Genomic DNA, 20,202 nt, shown 5'->3' with positions numbered 1-20,202 from the left:
TTTACTAGAATTTATTCTTTAAAATTTTATATCTATAATTAAAATTTTATTTAAAAGGAGATTTTATTGTGAAATTTATTTCTTATTATTATAATAATAAAGAAAATGTTGGAATATTAACTGAAAACGGAATAATACATCTTGAAAAATATAATTCAATGATTGATTTGATTGAAAATTTTAATGAAGAAATTTTAAAAAAATTTGAAAACATTATTTATAAAAATGATTATAATTATATTCCATTAGAAAAAGTAAAATTACTTGCCCCTATTCCTCATCCTAAAAGACATATTTTATGTCTTGGCAAAAATTATGAAGATCATGCAAAAGAATTAATGACAACTAAAATATCAGACACATTTATACCAAATGCACCAATATATTTTACTAAATCTAATGGATCTGTTATAGGTGATAATGATTGTATTAAATTTTATAAAAATGTTACAAGTCAAGTAGATTATGAAGCAGAATTAGCTATAGTTATAGGAAAAGAAGGTATAAACATAAACAAAGAAGATGCAGAAGATTATATATTTGGATACACTATAGTTAATGATGTATCTGCTAGAGATCTTCAAGTTAAGCATAATCAATGGTTTAAAGCAAAAAGTTTAGATACATTCTGCCCTATAGGTCCCTCAATAGTTCATAAAAGTAAAATCCCTTTCCCAGTAGAACTTGATATTACATGTAAAGTAAATGGAGAAATAAGACAAAATTCAAACACAAAGAATTTAATTTTTGATATTCCTTATATAATAAGCGATTTATCAAAAGGGTTTACTTTAAAACCTGGTGATATAATTTGTACAGGGACTCCAAGTGGTGTTGGTCTAAGCTTTGATCCCCCTAAGCTTTTAAAAGATGGAGATATTGTTGAATGTTATATTGAAAAAATAGGCACTTTAATTAATACTGTAAAATCTATATAAAAATATTAAAAGTTTAAAAAAGAATTTGTTTTAATTTTGTAATTAAAACAAATTCTTTTTTATTATAGATATCAACATTAAAACAAATGAAAACTAAATATATTCTAATAAAAATAATAAATTTTTACTTAAAAGCACAAAAGATGTTGATATTTATCAAAAAATGTTGTGAAATCGTATTGACGAACCTATACGTAAAGGTTTATAATTAAAACAAAGGTACCTTTACGTATAGGTTTGATTGCTAAATTATTAATGTTAAAATAATTAAATTATTAATTAGGAGGATTTCAATATGTCTAAGTTTTTTAATGATGCTCAACAATTATTGGAATATGTTGGTGGTAAAGAAAATATTGCTGCAGTATCCCATTGTGCAACACGTATGCGTTTTGTATTAAAAGATAACAAAAAAGCAGATGTCAAAAAAATTGAAAGTATAAAATCTGTAAAAGGAACTTTTACCCAAGCGGGTCAATTTCAAGTTATAATAGGCAATGAAGTATCTGTATTTTATAATGATTTTATAGAAATATCTGGTATAGATGGCGTTAGTAAAGAAGCTGCAAAGGTTGCAGCTAAAAGTAATATGAATTTTATCCAAAGATTACTTGCTAATTTAGCAGAAATATTTACACCTCTTATTCCCGCTCTCGTAGTTGGAGGTTTAATATTAGGATTTCGTAATATAATTGGAGATATCAAATTATTTGAAGGAGGAACAAAAACTTTAACGCAAATATCACAGTTTTGGGCTGGAGTTCATTCTTTCTTATGGTTAATTGGTGAAGCTATATTTTTCTTTTTACCAGTTGGAATAACATGGTCAATTTCTAAAAAAATGGGCACAACTCAAATATTAGGTATTATTTTAGGTATTACATTAGTTTCTCCTCAATTATTAAATGCTTATGCCGTTGCTAGTACACCTGTTGATAAAATTCCAGTTTGGGATTTTGGATTTGCAAAAGTTCAAATGATAGGTTATCAAGCACAAGTTATACCAGCAATTTTAGCAGGATTTCTTTTATCAATATTAGAAAAAAATGTTCGTAAAATTGTACCTGAATATATATCAATGATAGTAGTTCCATTTTTATCATTAGTTCCAACTGTATTAATAGCACATATTGTTTTAGGACCATTAGGTTGGGCAATAGGTAAAGGAATATCTTCTATTGTATACTCAAGTTTAACATCATCATTTGGATGGTTATTTGCTGCTTTATTTGGATTTACTTATGCACCACTTGTAATTACAGGACTACATCATATGACAAATGCTATAGACCTACAATTAATGGGACAACTGGGGGGCACTAACTTATGGCCAATGATTGCTTTATCAAATATTGCTCAAGGTTCTGCAGTTTTAGCTATGATATTTATTAATAGACATGATGAAGAAGAAAAACAAGTATCTATTCCTGCTGCAATTTCCTGTTACCTAGGTGTTACAGAGCCAGCTATGTTTGGTATAAATTTAAAATATATTTATCCATTCTTAGCTGCTATGATTGGTTCTTCAATTGCATCTGTTATTTCAGTAGCTTCAGGTGTTATGGCTAATTCAATTGGAGTTGGTGGATTGCCAGGTATATTGTCTATAAAACCACAGCATATGTTTGTTTTTGCTATTGCAATGTTAGTAGCAATTGTTATTCCATTTGTATTAACTAATATCTTTTCTAAGACAAAATTAGCAAAGAAAAAAGATATGTAAATAATTATTTATTAATAAAATTAAAATATAGGAAGGATTTTTATTATCCTTCCTTTTCTTCAATATATTTAATTAAATTTAATTAAAGGAGCAATGGTCATGAAAGATTTTAGAAAAAGTGTAATATATCAAATATACCCTAAATCATTTAACGATTCTAATGGTGATGGATTTGGTGATTTAAAAGGTGTAACCAATAAACTTGATTATTTAAAAACATTAGGAGTAGATTATATATGGCTAACTCCATTTTATGTTTCTCCTCAAAAGGATAATGGCTATGATGTTTCTGATTATTACAAAATCGATAGACGTTTTGGAACAATGCAAGACTTTGAAGAAATGGTATGTAAAGCTAATGAATATGGTATAGATGTTATGCTTGATATGGTATTTAATCATACTTCAACAGAACATGAATGGTTTAAAAAAGCTATAAATGGAAATGAAAAATATAAAAATTATTATATATTCAAAGAACCTAAAAATGGTAAAGAACCAACAAACTGGTTATCAAAATTTGGCGGATCTGCCTGGGAATATGTAAAAGAATTTAATGAATATTATCTTCATCTATTTGATGTTACTCAAGCAGATCTTAACTGGAAAAATAAAAATTTAAAAAAAGAAATTTTTGATGTAGTTAACTTTTGGATTAACAAAGGAGTTAAAGGATTCCGTTTTGATGTTATAAATTTAATTTCTAAACCAGATAAATATGAAGATGATTTACAAGGCGATGGACGCCGTTTTTATACAGATGGTCCACACATTCATCAATACTTAAAAGAATTAAATAAAGAAACTTTTGGTAAATATAAAGATATTATTACAGTTGGTGAAATGTCATCAACAACAATAGATAACTGTATTAAATATTCAAACCCAAATGAAAAAGAATTATCAATGGTATTTAATTTTCATCACTTAAAAGTTGATTATAAAAATGGAGATAAATGGACATTAATGGATTTTGATTTTAAAAAATTAAAAGAAATTTTCGATTACTGGCAAGTTGGAATGCAAGAAGGAAATGGCTGGAACGCTGTATTTTGGTGTAATCATGATCAACCTCGCATTGTATCTCGTTTTGGAGATGATAAAAAGTATCGGGTTGAATCAGCAAAAATGCTTGCAACTGCAATACACATGTTAAGAGGAACACCTTATATTTATCAAGGTGAAGAAATTGGAATGACAAATCCATATTTTGATAAAATTGATTTATATAAAGATGTAGAATCAATTAATTACTATAATATTTTAAAAAAGCAAGGAATAAATGAAGAAAATATAATAAAAATTTTACAACAAAAATCACGTGATAACTCTCGTACTCCTATGCAGTGGAATGATGATAATAACGCTGGCTTCACTACTGGAACCCCATGGATATCAGTAAGTCAAAATTATAAAGAAATTAATGTAAAAAAAGCTTTAAATGATAAAAATTCAATATTTTATCACTATCAGAAATTAATTAAATTAAGAAAAGATTATGATATTATTTCTCACGGTAATTTTGAACTAATACTAAAAGAACATGATAAAATATTTTCATATATTAGAACATATAAAAATGAAAAATTGTTAGTAATAAATAATTTTTATGGAACTGAAACTACTTTTAAACTTCCTTCTTATATAAATTTTGATGAATATAAAAGTAAAATTTTAATTTCTAATTATGAAGATTCTTCTATTGACTTTAAAGAAATAAAGTTAAGACCTTATGAATCAATTGTATATCACCTTGAGAGATAACATAATAAATGATACAATATCTTTGGTGATGACTATATGAATAGAAAATATTTAACTATTTATAATGAAATTGTTAATGAAATAAAAAGCGGTAAAATTGAATCAAAAACAAAGCTTCCTTCTGAAAGTGAATTAATGGCATATTATAATGTTTCTAAAGATACAGTAAGAAAAGCCTTAAACTTGTTAGAAATAAATGGATATATCCAAAAAATAAATGGAGTTGGTTCTTTTGTATTAGATTTTAATAAATTTGACTTTCCTGTTTCAGGATTAGTAAGTTTTAAGGAACTATCTTTAAAACTTGGTATAAAATCAAATACAATTGTAGAAGAATTAGAATTAATTAAACCTGATAAATATTTAATGAAACATCTAGATGTATCTAAAGATGATGATGTTTGGAAAGTTGTAAGAGTAAGAGAAATAGAAAATAAAAAAATTATTTTAGATAAAGATTTTTTAAACAAAAAATATGTACCTTTATTAACTAAAGATATTTGTAAAAACTCAATATATGAATACATCGAAAATGATTTAGGTCTTAAAATCAGCTTTGCAAAAAAAGAAATTACAATGCAACAAGCTTCAAAAGAAGATAAAAAATATTTAGACTTAGAAAATTATGATATGATTGTAGTTGTAAAAAATTATACTTATTTAGATAATGCAGATTTATTTCAATATACTGAATCTAGACACAGACCAGACAAATTTAGGTTTGTAGATTTTGCTAGAAGAATTTATTAAATTATTAAATATAAAAATAGTAATGGGAATATCCAAAAATGAGATATTCCCATATTAGATAATATTTTATTTAAACATATTTTTACTTAAAATTTAAGCCATAAATGTTACTTTATCTCCATTACAATTTAATTTTATATTATTTCCATTAATTTTAGTTAAAAGATTTACATTATGTCCCCACAATTTTTGAATATATTTTAATGTAGCTTCTGCATAAGTTAAATTTAGTTCTCTTCCGTCAAATACATGTTCAATTGTTAATGTTCTATCTTTAATATTCATATCAATTATCTTCATAACGGGAACTGATCCCATACCACAACTTGAGCTAAGTACATTTCTAATTTCAATAAAGCCTTTTTCGTCAGAAACCTCTTCAATAACATAATCGTTGCCTTTTTTTACATACTCAAATAAATTCATTTCTTCACTTAGTTCTTCAGTAAGATATCTTCTTAAAAATGATGAATCTCTTTCAAGTTCTCTAACTTCAAATATTTTATCTCTTCCATATCTTTTTTCAATATCTTGAAATATTTTAAATCCTAAATAATAAGGATTCAATCCTCCTGGCCAAGGTGTAATTACATCATTATGTCTTTTTATAAATTCAAGATAAAATGAATCTGAAAGTTGAAGGTTTTTTAATATATTGTAATGCCAATAACTAGCCCAGCCTTCATTCATTATTTTTGTTTCTATCTGAGGAATAAAATATAAAGTTTCTTCCCTTACTATTTCAAGTATATTTTTTTCCCATTCCTCAAGATTTCCATATTGCATTATAAAATACAATATATCATCTTCAGGTTCTAAAGGAACCTTATTTATATCAGGTTCTTCAGGTTTTACATAAGGCTTAAGAATATCTCTTTTTTCACATTTCTTCTTATAGTCATCTATAATTCTTTTAGCAATTTCATCATTACTTATTTTCTTTTCTCCTGGTACCCTTGAAATTTGAAGCTTTATAGAATGAGCAGCATCTAATACTCTTTCAACATTAGTATATCCTATACTAGGATCATTTATATAACTTCTTATTTTATCAGCATGACTTTTAAACATTTCAATAGTATAATCAGCATAAGTTCCTTCTTTAAAAAGCCTATTGTTTTTAAAAAAATCATTATGACCATAAACATGAGCAATAGTTAAAATTTGAAGCAATAATGTATTATCTTTCATTAAATATGCTAAGCAAGGGTTGGAATTTATAACCATTTCATATGGAAGCCCTGTAAGATTATATTTATACATTGTTCTATTTCTTTCGTATGATTTTCCAAAGCTCCAATGAGGATACCTTGAAGGCATACCAACATAAGCCTCATAAGCTAACATATCATTATAATTAATAATTTCAAATTCTTGTTCATAAAAATCAAGTCCCATATTTTTAGCTAATGCTTCTATTTTTTCATTCCACTTTTCTAAATCTTTAATAGTATATTCCATTTTAGCCCTCCTTTATTTCTTTTTTTAAAATACCTTTGAGGGCATTCCATAAATCTTCCTTTTTTTTAATTGATACTGAAATAAATTTTTTATTATCTATTTCTTTAGAAAATCTATCTTTAAGATTTGCTGAATAAAAACTAGGCATAATTTCTGCATAAGCAACCATATTACATAAATCCGTTAATTGCTTTGCAACCTTTATTGCTTTTTCATTATCTTCTGTCCAATTATCTCCATCACTAACATTAAAAGTATATATATTCCAAAAGTTCGGATTGTATCTTTCTTCAATAATTTCTAAAGCCTTTATATACCCACTTGATATATAAGTTCCTCCAGACTCAACCTTATGAAAAAACTCGTTTTCATTAACCTCCTTTGCTGTAGTAGAATGACTTATAAATACAATTTCCACATTAGTATACTTCATTCTTATAAATCTTGATAATACAAAGAAAAATGATCGAGCTAAATATTTTTTAGTACTATCCATAGATCCAGAGGTATCCATTATACAAAATATTACTGCATTAAATTCTTTCTTTTTTGTCTTTTTCATTCTGTTGTATCTTAAATCATCTTCTTTAAATGGGAATCTTTCTATTTTTTCTTCTATTCCTGCTTCTTTAAGTGCCCTTTTTTTCCCTTGTTCCCTTTTAATTTTTTCAATTACAGTTCTTTTTTTAGCAAGTCTTGGATTTATACCATGCTTTTGATAACCGGATCTTTTAGTTGCATTTTCTGATAAAATTTCAGAAAATTTCTTTTTATCAAGGTCAGGTAAATCTAAATCTTCCATAAGATAATTTAAAACATCATCTATCGAAATTTCAGTTTCATATATATCTTCTCCTTCTTCATTACCTGCTCTACCGCTGCCTTTTCCCTCACCGCTTTTATCACTTCCTATTTTATCCCCTCTTTTTTCAGTTCCATCTCCACTTCCAACTCCTGGAGCATTTTTACCATAAATAAATTGATATTCCTTAATTCCTCTAACAGGTATTTTTATTTTTTTATTTTTCCCCTCACCTATAATGCTTTCTTCAGATAATATATCCCCCAAATTATCTCTAATAGATTTCTCAATAAGCTCTCTATGTCGTCTCCTATCTTCTATGGATCTATCATGATCTACTGGACTATATTCCTTAAAAATAGCCATAATATCAATCCTTCCATAGGTTATTAGCTGCATACTTTAATATAACATCACAGCAATGCTCACAATATCCATTTTCCTTCATTTCTTCTACCATAATATTATATTTTGATTCTTGTTCTTTATCTCTCACTCTAGACTTTGTTATTATTCTTGATAAATCTTTAACTGAAGCCATAAGTTTCTTTTCAATAGCTTCCTTAAGAGGTTCATAAGAAGTATAATCTATCTTTCCTCCCTTTCTTACAACATAAAACATATATGAAGTTACATCAGTTCTAAATCCCTTTGCAGAACTTTCTGCTATACCTATTTGTTCTTCTATAGATCTCATAAATTTTTCGTCTGGTTGAAGTTCTTCTCCTGTTGATTTATCTTTAAGCTTTGTTTTATTTACATAAGCTTCAGCATTATCGATATAGTTATTAAATAAACTTTCTGCCTGTTCTTTAAAACTAATTATAAAAGCTTTAGTAATTTCTTTTTCCAATGTTTTATTGTATTCTTTTCTAATAGTATCTTGTACAAATGTTAAATATTTCTTTTTTTCATCCTCTGCTATATCAAGTTCTTTAACTGATTTTATAATACTTTCCATAATACTAAGAGGATTTATACAATTATGCTCTGAATTTGATAAAGCATTATCTATAGCTTTAATAACAAATCTTGTTGAAATACCACTCATGCCCTCTCTCATACCAGCTTCTTCTCTAAGTTCTTCTATATCTATCTTTTTAGTAGTTCCCTTTTCTACTATTTCATCACCATTATAAATCTTTAACTTTGTCATAGGATCAACTTTAGCAGAAGGTGTAAGTCTTGAAAGTACAGCAAACATAGCTGCAGTTTCTATAGTATGTGGCGCTATATGTGCCTTAAAATTACTCTTTTTAAGTATCTTTTCATATATTTTTATTTCTTCATTTAATTCTAAACAATAAGGAACTTCTATTTTAACGATTCTATCTAAAATAGCCTCATTTGTATGATCTGACTTAAATTTATTCCATTCAGCTTCGTTTGAATGAGCTAAAATAACTCCATCAAAATATATCATTGAACCTTTCCCTGGAGATGGTATAGATTTTTCTTGAGTAGCAGTTATTATAGTATGCAAATACTCTACATCATTTTTGAACACCTCTATAAATTCAACCATACCTCTATTACCTACATTAAAAGCACCATTTAATGAAAAAATACGTGGATCATCCTCTGGATACATATCCATTTTAGATATATCTATAGAGCCTGTAAGTATAGAAGTATCTTGATTATTAGGATCAACAGGAGGAACAACTCCTATTCCTTTTCTTGATCTTATAGAAAATGTATTTTTTACTACAGGAACTTTTTCAAATTGTCCATCATATTCATTAAGCAATCTATATCTGCATACAGGACACAAATCTCCTTCTATCTGAACCCCTAAAATTTCCTCAAACTCCTTTCTTAAATGTTTTGGAATTAAATGTAGTGGTTCTTCTGACATAGGGCAACCTTTAATCGAATATATAGGTGGTGCAGATTCTAATGCCTTTTTTAAAGCTTCTACAATAGAAGATTTACCAGCACCTACAGGTCCTACAAGATATAATACCTGTCTTGACTCCTCACCTTTCATAGATGCAGCATGAAAATAATTTACTAGCTTCATAATTACTTTATCTATTCCAAAAAAATCATCTTTAAAAAAATTATAGCGTTTTATTGTTTCATTGCCATATATCTTTCTAATTCTTTGATTTTCTTCAGGCTTTAGTATTTCAAAGCCTTTTTCCATAATAATGTCATACATTCTTTTATGTGCAAGTTTTGCTACATCAGGGTTTTCTTTGACTATCTCAAGATAGTCAAGCATGGTACCTTCAAATTTATTTTTCTTTTGTTGCTCTCTATCATTATTTATTAATTCCTTAAAATCCATATATGGTACCTCCAAAAATTATGTTTAATATATTTTATTTTTCAATGACGGTATTTTATGACTTTAATTTCATAAATTAAAATAAAAATTTAAAATGTATTACTATTGACAATTTCACCTCTATAATGTAAGATGTTTTCATCTGAATATTTATTAATTTAATGTTCTTATCTAGAGAAGCGGAGGGACTGGCCCTATGAAGCTCGACAACCGGCATTATACTTATAATGCATCGGTGTCAATTCCTGCAGAATAAATTATATTTATTCTGAAAGATAGGAAATCAGCAAATAATGAAAATTATATTTTCAAGGTTGGTTTTCCTGTCTTAGAAAGCTAACCTTTATTTTTTTTACTTTTTTATGTTTAATGTGGTTACAAAAGCAAACAGAATTGAGAGGTGATTACTATTCCTATAAAAATAAAAGACGATTTACCAGCTGCTGAAATTTTATATAATGAAAATATATTTGTAATGCCTGAAAGCAAGGCTTTTCATCAAGATATTCGTCCTTTAAAAATAGCTATTTTAAATCTTATGCCTACTAAAATTACCACAGAAGTTCAACTTTTAAGACTTATTGCTAATACTTCTTTACAAATTGAGGTTGAATTATTACATCCTAAAAGTCATATTTCTAAAAATACTTCAGAAGAATATTTAATGACATTTTATAAAACATTTGATGAAATAAAAGATCAAAAATTTGATGGATTAATCATTACAGGTGCTCCTGTCGAACAAATGCCTTTTGAAGAGGTTAATTATTGGGATGAATTAAAAGATATAATGGACTGGAGTATACATAATGTATATTCTACATTCCATATATGTTGGGGTGCTCAGGCTGGATTATATCATCATTATAATATTCCAAAATATGCTCTTAAAGAAAAAATGTTTGGTATATTCGAGCATAAGATTTTAAAGGAAAATATACCATTACTTAGAGGCTTTGATGATAAATTTTTTGCGCCACACTCTAGGCATACTGAAGTAAGAAAAGAAGATATTGAGAAAATTCCTGAATTATCTATATTGTCAGAATCTGACGAAGCTGGCGTATATATAGTTGCAAATAAAAATGGAAGACAAATTTTTGTTACAGGTCATTCAGAATACGATCCTTTAACATTAAAAGCAGAATATGATCGCGATATTGCTAAAGGCCTTAATATAAAAGTTCCTAAAAATTATTTTCCAGATGATAATCCATTAAACAAGCCAGTAGTTAAATGGAGAAGTCATGCTAATTTATTATTCTCAAATTGGCTTAATTATTATGTTTATCAAAATACACCTTATGATTTAAGTAAGCTTAATAATTAAATAATTTAAAATAAAAAAGCAGCAGTTTAAATAGACTTTTATTAAACTGGTGCTTTTTTATTTTAAATTATATTGTATACTATTGTGCTTTTTCTAATTCTTCTTCTAATTCTTCTTCCCAATCTGGTTCTTTACCTCTTAAATAAGAAATTACAGCTGCTATAATGCTAAAAATAAAAGATATTGTAAATGCAGTTCTAAGTCCTAATACAAATTGATCGACTGCAATACCTTTAGAACCTACCTGTGTACCTACAAACAATGCCTGCATTGCTTCTTGTGATATACTTGAAGATACTATAGCCATTGAAATTGCTATACTTAATACATTACCTGCATTATTAGCCATTGTTCTTAATCCTGCTGCTATACCTCTTTTATCAGCTGGTACCATACCCATTATTGAGCTTGTATTTGGAGAAAAAAACATTCCTGATCCAAATCCCATTATAAGCATCCAAATTATAATTTCAAATGTTGATGTATTTTCTGTTATAAACATCATACCTAAAAGACCTACCGCAGAAATAAGCAAACCTAATGAACTTAAAATTCTCGCACCATATTTATCTGATAAATATCCACTAATTGGAGATACAATCATCATAGATACAGCTAATGGAGCTAATAACATTCCAGCTACAATAGGATCAATCCCCTTAACTCCTTGAAAGAAAAAAATTAATAAAAATGTAACTGCTCCTCTTGCTATTCCATTTAAAAGATTACTAGTATATGCAAAAGCTAATACTCTAGTTTTTAAAAGCCTTAAATCGAGCATTGGCTCATCTGTATTGTTTTCTATATATACAAATAACACCAATAATATTATAGAAACTATTATAAGGCTTATTACAGTTATATTAACCCATCCAATAAATCCTCCAAAACTTAAAGCAACTAATAATGCCAACATACCAAAAGAAAAAGTCAGCGTACCTTTAAAATCAAATTTATGCTTTTTAGAAATTGTAGCAGTTTCTTTTAATTGAAAAGCAGCCCATAGTGTTCCTATAATTCCTATTGGAATATTTATATAAAATATACTTCTCCATCCAATGCTTATTAGAAATCCACCTAAAATTGGCCCAATAATAGAAGCTATACTTATAATCATACTATTAATACCTAAGGCTTTTCCAAGTTCTTTTTTAGGGAAGGCATCTGCAACTATAGCTGTACTATTTGCAACCATTAAAGATCCACCTATAGCTTGAATCATTCTAAATATTAATAGCTGTATTCCTGTTTTTGATATTGAACATAAAAATGAAGCAAATGTAAATAAAGCAAAACCACTCACATAAAGCTTTTTTCTCCCAAACATATCTGCTATTCTACCTATTGAAGGTACTAATATAGTCATAGCTAGCATGTACCCCATAAGAATCCATGTAACAATTCCCATGCTTGCATTTAAATCTTTCATAATAACAGGAAGTGCAATCATTAATGTACTTCCGCTTAACACAGAAAAAAGTGCACCTATCGTAGTACACGAAAGTGCAACCCACTTATAATTATCTTTTTTCATCTTATTACCTCCATTTTTGTATAATTTATTTATTATAATTGATTGTTAAAAGTTTTTCTAAAATTTCTATATATTTATTTTTCACTTTTTTCAACGTTTCTTCTTTTTCTTCAATAATCTTTAATTGTCCTTCAATTTTTTTTATAGAGTCTTCTATAAAATCATGATCATATTTTTCACCTTTAAAAATACTTTTTATATCAAGTTCAAGCTCAAATATATCTTTAACTTCATTAAGAGAAAAACCAAGTTTACCTTTTAAATCCTTAATCCTCAATATATTTTCTATATCTTCATCAGTATAAAGTCTATAAAAAGACTTAGTCCTAATAGGTTTTATAAGTTCAATATCTTCATAATAACGTATGGCTCTTTTAGTAAGACCTGTTTTGGCTGCTACCTCTTCAATTTGATAATATTTATTATCCATATTCATTCCTCCTTTTATCATTATAACATTTACGTCAATGTTATAGTTTTCCCATGGTAAAGTATTTTTGACAAAATAAGAAGAAAAATTAGCTATTTTTTAATTCTTTCTTATGATTTCTACTAAAAACTTATATTACAAAATAGACGGTTGGCAATTATTACATTTTACAAAAATCAGTTATAATTGCAACCGTCTTAAATTTAAAATAAATAATTATTAAAGAAGTTCTCCATTCCATGCCCAATCTTTTATTTCTTCAAAAGTTATGTATATGCTTTCTTTGGGAATATTAAGTGTTTCTTTAAAAAGACTGCTTATTAAATCTGCAACCTTATTTTTATATTTTTTTTCAGCACTTCCAAGTATTTTAACTTCAACAAAAGCTGCATATTCCATCTTTTGTCCTTTAAAGTATATGTTTTTATCATCATCAAAACTAACCATTAACCATTCTTCAGTTTTACCTGGAAACTCTTTTATAATTTCTCCCATTTTAGATTTTAATAAGTCTTTTTCCCTATCAGAAAGTTTAACTGTTACTTTTGAATTTATAAATGGCATATCAATCATCCTTTCTTAAAATTTTATAAAGATATTTTACCATAATAAAAATATTCTATAACTATTTACAATAATAATTAATTATCAAACCTTTTTTACTTTTTTTCTTTTTCAATTACTATTTTTTCATATCTTGCAATTTTATAATTCAAACGTTCCAATGTTTTTTTCATATCCTCTATTTTGGCTATAAGTTTTTTACGCTGTTCATTTAAAAGTTCTTTTCTTGCCTCAATTGTTTCATCACCTTTTTGAAACAGATTAACATATTCAATCAAGGCTTCAATAGGAAGTCCTGCACCTCTCATACATTTTATAAATTCTATCCATTTGCAGTCTTCTTCTTTATAATCTCTAATTCCACTTTTATTGCGATTTACAGGTGGAATTAGACCAATACGTTCATAATAACGAAGTGTATCTTGTGAAATATCAAATTTCACACTTACTTCTGAAATCGTCATTGGATTTACCTCCTTACATTATTTAAATCTATTATACTCTTCATAAGGTAACCTCTCAAGACAATCATTAAAACCTTTATCTAAAATCAAATGTTATATTGCACCGACTATTTTATGTGGAACATACAGTTCTTCAAGGTAATCTATGTCTTCATTAGTAAGCTTTACATTTAACGCTCCAACAGCATCATCAAAATACTTTGCCTTTGTTGCTCCGATAATTGGAGCAGTCACTCCCTTGTAAAGCAGCCATGCAAGAGAAATTTGAGTCATTGTCACTCCATACTTTTTAGCAAGTTCATGTACCCGAAGCACTATAGGATAATCAGTTTCTTGTGTACTATCGTATTTGGAAATTGCTGTTTTATCTGTCTGACTACGCTTCGTATCAGCCTTCCACTCAAGACGGGAAAGCCTACCAGCAGCAAGAGGGCTGTATGGAGTAAGTGCTACATTTTGCTGCTTACAAATTGGAATCAGTTCTCGCTCATCCTCACGATAAAGCAGATTATAGTGGTTCTGCATAGAACTAAAAGGCGTAAAGCCGTTTCGCTCAGCTACAATCTGCATATTATGAAACTGATAACCATACATTGCAGAAGCACCAAGTGCTCTCACTTTACCAGCCTTAACAAGACTATCTAAAGCCTCCATAGTCTCCTCAATAGGAGTATTGTAATCGAAACGGTGAATAATGTAAAGATCAACATAATCTGTACCCAGTCTTTTGAGTGAGCCATCAATTTCACGCAATATAGCTTTTTTTGAGAGCTTACCCTCATTGAAATAAACCTTAGTAGCAATAACTACCTTATCCCTGGCAACATTGTTTTTAATTGCTCGGCCTAAATACTCTTCGCTAGTACCGGCTGAATAGGTATTAGCTGTATCAAAGAAATTGATACCTAAATCAAGAGCATGTTTGACAATCTTCTCACTCTCTTCAGCACTCAATGTCCATGCGTGAAAATTACTTCTAGGATCACCAAAGCTCATACACCCTACACAAAGACGTGAAACTTGAATGTTTGAATTTCCTAATCTTGAATATTCCATTTTATTTTCTCCTCATATTTTAAAAAATATTATTTTTAACCTATTTGAAAATTTATTTCTCTGATTCATTCACACTAATGCTTCTTCTAGAAAAACATTTTTGCAATTCTCCTTTCTTTTTTACTTTATTATTACTTTACCCCATAGAGTTCACTCTAAGTCAATAGTTTTTTCTAAAAAATTTGAAAAGTGAAAGCATTCTTATTATTCTTTATAATGAAGATATATTAAAAAACATTGTATCATCAATACAAAAGGTAAAAATTTATAAATCAAGCAAAAATTATAAGCCACCCAAACGGGTGGCTTACCATCTTGCCATTAAACTATAATCTTCTTTTATAAGAGGCTATGTTTTTTGTATTTTTTAATAATAACTTCAAAATTTAATTAAGTTGTTTCAACCAATGTCATTGCTAAACTTTGGATAGCTAAAATAACTCCTATTCTTCTAAAGGCATTTTAGGCCCTATTAAGTTTAATTGATAAAAATCAAGATCTAGCCATTTACCAAATTTAAAGCCCGCTTTTTTTATTGTACCAGAATACTTAAATCCTATTTTTTCATGCATTTTTATACTAGTTTTATTCGACGAGTCAATTGCAGCAACAAGTGTTGCATATTCTTTTTCATTAGCAATTTCTATTATCTTTTTCATTAATTTTGTTGCAATCCCTTGATTTCTATAATCCTTATGAACATATACAGAATGCTCTATTGTATATTTATATGCTGGCCATTCCCTAAATGGACCAAATGTAGCAAATCCAGCAACCATACCATTTTCTTCAAATACTAACAACGGATATCCATTTTGTTTCTTTTTTTCATACCATTGTTTTTTCTCCTCAAGAGTCTGAATCTTATACGCATAAATTGCTGTTGTATTTAATATAGCGTCATTATAAATATCTAAAATACTTTTTAAATCTTTTTCACTTGCTTCTCTTATCATTTTTTCTCCTTTTACAATAAATTTTTTCCTATATTTTATTTTAGAATATTATTATACAAAACGTGAAATTAATTTTATTAATTAATTTTTTTATATTATATCATGAGCAAATATTTATTGTCTAATTTATTGTAATCTATCCAATATAAGTGACTTTACATATGTAAAAAATGTCCATATGATAATGCAGTTGCTGAAGCAACATATAAAATTATAAAAACTGAATTTGCATTTAATAGAGTTTTTAAAAGTCTTGAATAACTTAAAAGAGAGCTTAGAAGTTATGTATTAATTAATGCAGAGATTTTTTAACACTTACAAAATTGTAAATAATATACATAATAAATTATTTAATAAAAGATTTCACAAATTCATCACATTTAAAATAATCTTTAGTCAAATATATAAATTAGAATTATAATATTAGTATACTATTAAATAATAAGGCAGGTTTTGTTATGAATAAAAAAATACTAATTGTTGAAGATGAAATTAAGCTTTCTGAAGTAATGACTTTATATTTAAGAAAAGAAAATTATGATGTAGTTTGTGTTTCTGATGGTAAAATTGCTGAAGATATACTAACTAATGAAATCTTTGATTTAATAATTCTTGATATTATGCTTCCAGGTAAAGATGGTTGGGCACTACTTAGAAAAATTAAGTCCATAGGTAATACTCCTGTTATTTTAACTACTGCAAGAGGAGAGGAAGATGATAGAATCTTTGGTTTAGAATTAGGTGCTGATGACTACATGGTTAAACCAATCAGCATGAGAGAACTAGTTTTACGTGTTAATTTAAGAATGAAAACTAAAGCTAGCGAACGAAAATCTCTAAGTTTTGGAGATTTAACCATCCTAGAAGAAAGTAGAGAAGTTCTGGAAAATAATGAACCTATTTATCTGACTCCAAAAGAATTCGATCTTCTGCTATTCTTAAGTAAAAATACGTCACAGGTTTTTAATAGAGAACAGCTATTAAGTACAGTTTGGGGATATGATTTTATGGGCGATTCTCGAACTGTTGATACTCATATAAAAAAGCTTAGAGAAAAAATAAAGTTTTGTGAAACTCACCTTCAAACCGTTTGGGGAGTTGGATACAAACTAGTACCTTAGCACCTTGAAAGGAGCATTTATGGATAAAATAACATTAAAACTAACAAAATATTTTATGATTATAATTACTTCAATTGTTGCCATAAGCCTTATTGCAAGCAGTATTTTTCTATCTAAATATTATCTAAAACAGCAGTATGACAGTTTAGAGTCCTCTGCTAAAGATATATATGATTCTTTAAGCATTAATGGTCAAATTAATAATACAAATATAAGTGCAATATTAATAGATGGCAATAATATAACATCTTTAACTCATGGCAAAATGGGTATGATGCCGTTTTTACGTTTTGCATCTGAAAATAGCTTTAAAACAAAAGGTGTTTTTCAAAATGGTATGGGAGCTGAGTTTTTGTACTATAAACTACAAACTGATATGGGAGACATTGTAGTTTTTCAAAACAACAAATATTCTTCAGATTACTTAAAAGTAGTTTATATTGTTCTATTCTTTATATTCATATTATCAATTTTAATATCAGTTCCTTTAATTTCTTTTGTAGGCAGAAAATTTACAAAACCTATACTAAAATTACAAAAGGTAGCTTCTTCAATTGCTAAGGGTGACTTTGATGTAGACTGTAGCGTTAAAACTAATGATGAAATTGAGACATTATCTAATAATCTTAGTCAAATGGCTGCTGATTTAAAAAAGAAATACCAGCTTCAAAGGGATTTTATTGCAAATGTATCTCATGACTTTAAAACTCCTTTAAGTGTAATTAGGAGCTATAGCGAAGCTGTATCAGATGGAATAGTTGATGAAAAAGATACAAAAAAATATGCTGATGAGATTATAAAAGAAGTAGATAGACTGAATTCTCTAGTGATGGATTTGCTGCAGCTGTCAAAACTTCAAGATGGTGCTTACTCCCTATCTAAAGAGTTTATTGATTTATCTAATCTTGTACAAAATTGCATTAATCAATTTAATCCTATAATTAATAAAAAGAATTTATGCTTTGATATTTCTATTGACCCTGTAGAAATCTATGCAGATAGAAAGTATCTTCAGAGAGTATTATACAATTTTATTGACAATGCAATTAAATTTAGCTCTAAAAATAACAAAATAGAAATCTATACATCTTATGCAAATGAATCCCTAAAGCTGTCTGTAAAAGATTATGGATTAGGTATAGAACAGCACCTATTAAATGATATCTGGGATAAGTATTATAAAAATTCACAAAGCGGTGGCATGGGGTTAGGTCTTCCAATCTGTAGAGAGATTTTAAAAGCACATGGTTTTGATTATGGGGCACAAAGCTCTGCTGCAGAGGGTACTGAATTCTATTTTATTGTACCAAGAGATAATGTGCATACCTTAAAAGTTTAATATACAGTCAGTTTTATGATTATTAACTCCACATTAAAAATAGCATATATATCCTAATAAATTTTCTACTATTTCTACTATTAATGTAAGCATCAAAAAATCTCCGTATTCATTTTTGATTTATTATTTGATAAAATAACCATTCCACATAAATAGTAGATATATATTCCTATATTCTTGATTATAAAATTTACTTTTAAAAGATTTTATAGGTTTCATTGTATCTTCTCCTACGAAAGATATTTTAAAACAACTAAATATATTGTTCTGTTAAAAAAAATAATATATCTATCTATAATACAAAAACACCTCATTTGTTTAAAAATCATCAACTGTAAAAAGAGGATTGTCATATGACATCCTCTTTCTCAAACTTGTTAATATTACGTATGAATTTATTTGTTTGCTGTAACGAAGCAACCTCTTCCTTGAGCATTACCCATCATTCCACGGCCTTGTCCTCTTCCTAATCCTTGCCCAAAGTTTCCAGTGCAATTTTGTATATTAGTATTTAGATTAGCTTTTAAATTTTCTCCCTCTTCCTTAGTAATCCTACCTTTAGACACAGCATCATCTATTGCTTTTGATCTTTCTTCAAGTAAATAAGCTTTTAATTCATCCTGAGTCATTCCTTTTTCAGTTGCTAGATCATAAAGAGTTTTACCTGAATTTATAGAATTTGTAATATCTGTATCAGATAGGCCTAGTTTACTTTTAAGAATATTAGCTATATAGTCGTGCCCTCTCATAGATGTTATTCTTCCTAGCCCTAATCTTTGTGCAGTTGCCCCTGAAGCTGTAGTATCTGCAGATGCAGCATATGCAGTTGCCCCCATCCCTATTGCCATAGTAAGTGCTAAGGCAGTTATAATATTTCTTTTTTTCATTCTCAATTCACCTCATTTATTGTAGTTACCATCTCTGTGGTACATCTCTATCATATCCAAATATTTTGTTTAAATCTTGAGGTAATTGTGATAAAATTGCAAAATATTTAATTATGGCTATCGTAAGCGTCAAATTTTACACACATTTTTTTAATATAATTTTATTAAAAAATGATTATTATCGATAGAAGATCTAATTACTAATCTTTTGGATTGTCAACACTTTTTTGTACAATTTTTATTCGGTCATTTTTTATAATCTATATTCTACAGGGGTCATGTAATTTAATGAACTATGAATACGTTTATTGTTATACCATAGTACATAACTTCTAAGCTATTTTTTAAGTTCTTCCAAGCTTTTAAAAACTCTATTAAATGCAAATTCTGTTTTTATAATTTTATACCCAGCTTCAGCAACTGCATTATCATAAGGGCATCCTTTTTTGCTTAAGGAACGCTGTATCTTAAAAGCTTCTATAACTTCGTCTATTATCTTATTTTTAAATTCATTGCCCCTGTCAGTATGGAATATTTTTACTTTACTTAAATTTATATTAGTACTCATAAACGCTTCATAAACTAATTCAGCATCTTTTTTAGGGCCTGCTGAATAACCTACGATTTCTCTATTAAAGAGGTTGATTAATAGGCATATGTAATGCCATTTACCAGCCACATTAACATATGTAAGATCACTTACTACTATTTCTAGATCACTTCTATTATCAAATTCTCTATTTACTATATTATCTACCTTTTCCTCATTACAACTGGCTTTGTGCACCTT

The 20,202-nt window shown here is 27.8% G+C and carries 17 protein-coding genes, 1 pseudogene and 1 riboswitch; of the genes and pseudogenes, 7 read left to right on the top strand and 11 right to left on the bottom strand.

Annotated elements, in window-relative coordinates; translation table 11 throughout:
* Positions 1–68: 68 nt before the first annotated feature.
* The 4 genes from B5D11_RS01990 (at position 69) to treR (ending at position 5,175) form a co-directional block, all read left to right on the top strand.
* The gene (locus B5D11_RS01990; RefSeq protein ID WP_078681379.1) at positions 69–938 is read left to right on the top strand and encodes a fumarylacetoacetate hydrolase family protein; all 870 of its coding nucleotides are present in this window, start codon (positions 69–71) and stop codon (positions 936–938) included.
* A 295-nt stretch (positions 939–1,233) separates the two neighbouring features.
* Entirely contained in the window at positions 1,234–2,661 is a 1,428-nt protein-coding gene (gene treP, locus B5D11_RS01985; protein WP_078681378.1) for a PTS system trehalose-specific EIIBC component, read from the top strand.
* A gap of 99 nt (positions 2,662–2,760) precedes the next feature.
* Complete coding sequence (gene treC / locus B5D11_RS01980) at positions 2,761–4,425, top strand: alpha,alpha-phosphotrehalase (RefSeq protein WP_078681377.1); 1,665 nt, start codon at positions 2,761–2,763, stop codon at positions 4,423–4,425.
* 36 nt (positions 4,426–4,461) lie between these two features.
* Positions 4,462–5,175, top strand: a complete 714-nt coding sequence (treR, locus tag B5D11_RS01975; protein WP_078681376.1) for a trehalose operon repressor — start codon at positions 4,462–4,464, stop codon at positions 5,173–5,175.
* 93 nt (positions 5,176–5,268) lie between these two features.
* Here the strand turns inward: treR and B5D11_RS01970 are convergent, their stop codons facing one another.
* From B5D11_RS01970 to B5D11_RS01960, 3 genes are read right to left on the bottom strand one after another with little or no spacing between them, the layout of a single operon-like run.
* A complete protein-coding gene (locus B5D11_RS01970; protein WP_078681375.1) occupies positions 5,269–6,636 on the bottom strand; it encodes a SpoVR family protein in 1,368 nt (455 codons plus the stop codon).
* Between the two features lies 1 nt (position 6,637).
* Positions 6,638–7,804, bottom strand: coding sequence for a sporulation protein YhbH (gene yhbH / locus B5D11_RS01965; RefSeq protein ID WP_078681374.1), 1,167 nt, complete (start codon positions 7,802–7,804; stop codon positions 6,638–6,640).
* A 4-nt stretch (positions 7,805–7,808) separates the two neighbouring features.
* Positions 7,809–9,731, bottom strand: a complete 1,923-nt coding sequence (locus B5D11_RS01960; protein ID WP_078681373.1) for a PrkA family serine protein kinase — start codon at positions 9,729–9,731, stop codon at positions 7,809–7,811.
* Positions 9,732–9,895: 164 nt separating this feature from the next.
* Positions 9,896–10,013: riboswitch (SAM riboswitch) on the top strand.
* Positions 10,014–10,140: 127 nt separating this feature from the next.
* On the opposite strand from B5D11_RS01960, the gene metA reads away from it, so the two are divergent.
* Positions 10,141–11,061: a homoserine O-acetyltransferase MetA gene (gene metA, locus B5D11_RS01955; RefSeq protein WP_078681733.1), complete on the top strand. Its 921-nt coding sequence runs from the start codon at positions 10,141–10,143 to the stop codon at positions 11,059–11,061.
* A gap of 79 nt (positions 11,062–11,140) precedes the next feature.
* Here metA and B5D11_RS01950 read toward each other — a convergent pair whose 3' ends face one another.
* The 6 genes from B5D11_RS01950 to B5D11_RS01925 form a co-directional block, all read right to left on the bottom strand.
* Complete coding sequence (locus tag B5D11_RS01950; protein ID WP_078681372.1) at positions 11,141–12,595, bottom strand: MFS transporter; 1,455 nt, start codon at positions 12,593–12,595, stop codon at positions 11,141–11,143.
* A 25-nt stretch (positions 12,596–12,620) separates the two neighbouring features.
* Entirely contained in the window at positions 12,621–13,025 is a 405-nt protein-coding gene (locus B5D11_RS01945; RefSeq protein ID WP_078681371.1) for a MerR family transcriptional regulator, read from the bottom strand.
* Between the two features lie 219 nt (positions 13,026–13,244).
* Positions 13,245–13,589 (bottom strand): phenylpyruvate tautomerase MIF-related protein, encoded by a 345-nt coding sequence (locus tag B5D11_RS01940; RefSeq protein WP_078681370.1) that lies wholly within the window; start codon positions 13,587–13,589, stop codon positions 13,245–13,247.
* 95 nt (positions 13,590–13,684) lie between these two features.
* Positions 13,685–14,053, bottom strand: a complete 369-nt coding sequence (locus tag B5D11_RS01935) for a MerR family transcriptional regulator (RefSeq protein ID WP_078681369.1) — start codon at positions 14,051–14,053, stop codon at positions 13,685–13,687.
* A 93-nt stretch (positions 14,054–14,146) separates the two neighbouring features.
* Entirely contained in the window at positions 14,147–15,109 is a 963-nt protein-coding gene (locus B5D11_RS01930; protein WP_078681368.1) for an aldo/keto reductase, read from the bottom strand.
* 443 nt (positions 15,110–15,552) lie between these two features.
* Positions 15,553–16,065: a GNAT family N-acetyltransferase gene (locus B5D11_RS01925; protein ID WP_078681367.1), complete on the bottom strand. Its 513-nt coding sequence runs from the start codon at positions 16,063–16,065 to the stop codon at positions 15,553–15,555.
* Between the two features lie 458 nt (positions 16,066–16,523).
* Here B5D11_RS01925 and B5D11_RS01920 point away from each other — a divergent pair, with 458 nt between their 5' ends.
* On the top strand, positions 16,524–17,186 hold the full coding sequence (locus B5D11_RS01920; RefSeq protein WP_078681366.1) for a response regulator transcription factor: 663 nt from the start codon (positions 16,524–16,526) through the stop codon (positions 17,184–17,186).
* Positions 17,187–17,205: 19 nt separating this feature from the next.
* On the top strand, positions 17,206–18,525 hold the full coding sequence (locus B5D11_RS01915) for a sensor histidine kinase (RefSeq protein WP_078681365.1): 1,320 nt from the start codon (positions 17,206–17,208) through the stop codon (positions 18,523–18,525).
* A gap of 395 nt (positions 18,526–18,920) precedes the next feature.
* Here the strand turns inward: B5D11_RS01915 and B5D11_RS01910 are convergent, their stop codons facing one another.
* Both B5D11_RS01910 and B5D11_RS01900 read right to left on the bottom strand, forming a co-directional pair.
* Positions 18,921–19,412 (bottom strand): hypothetical protein, encoded by a 492-nt coding sequence (locus tag B5D11_RS01910; RefSeq protein WP_078681364.1) that lies wholly within the window; start codon positions 19,410–19,412, stop codon positions 18,921–18,923.
* Positions 19,413–19,665: 253 nt separating this feature from the next.
* Positions 19,666–20,202, bottom strand: a pseudogene (locus B5D11_RS01900) (IS3 family transposase); the annotation flags it as partial.

Origin of the sequence: Clostridium sp. USBA 49 (assembly GCF_900167505.1) — a bacterium.
Taxonomy (GTDB): Bacteria; Bacillota; Clostridia; order Clostridiales; family Clostridiaceae; genus Clostridium_AT; species Clostridium_AT prolinivorans.
The sequence above is the reverse complement of the archived record's forward strand: the minus strand, read 5'-3'. Positions and strand labels throughout refer to the sequence as shown.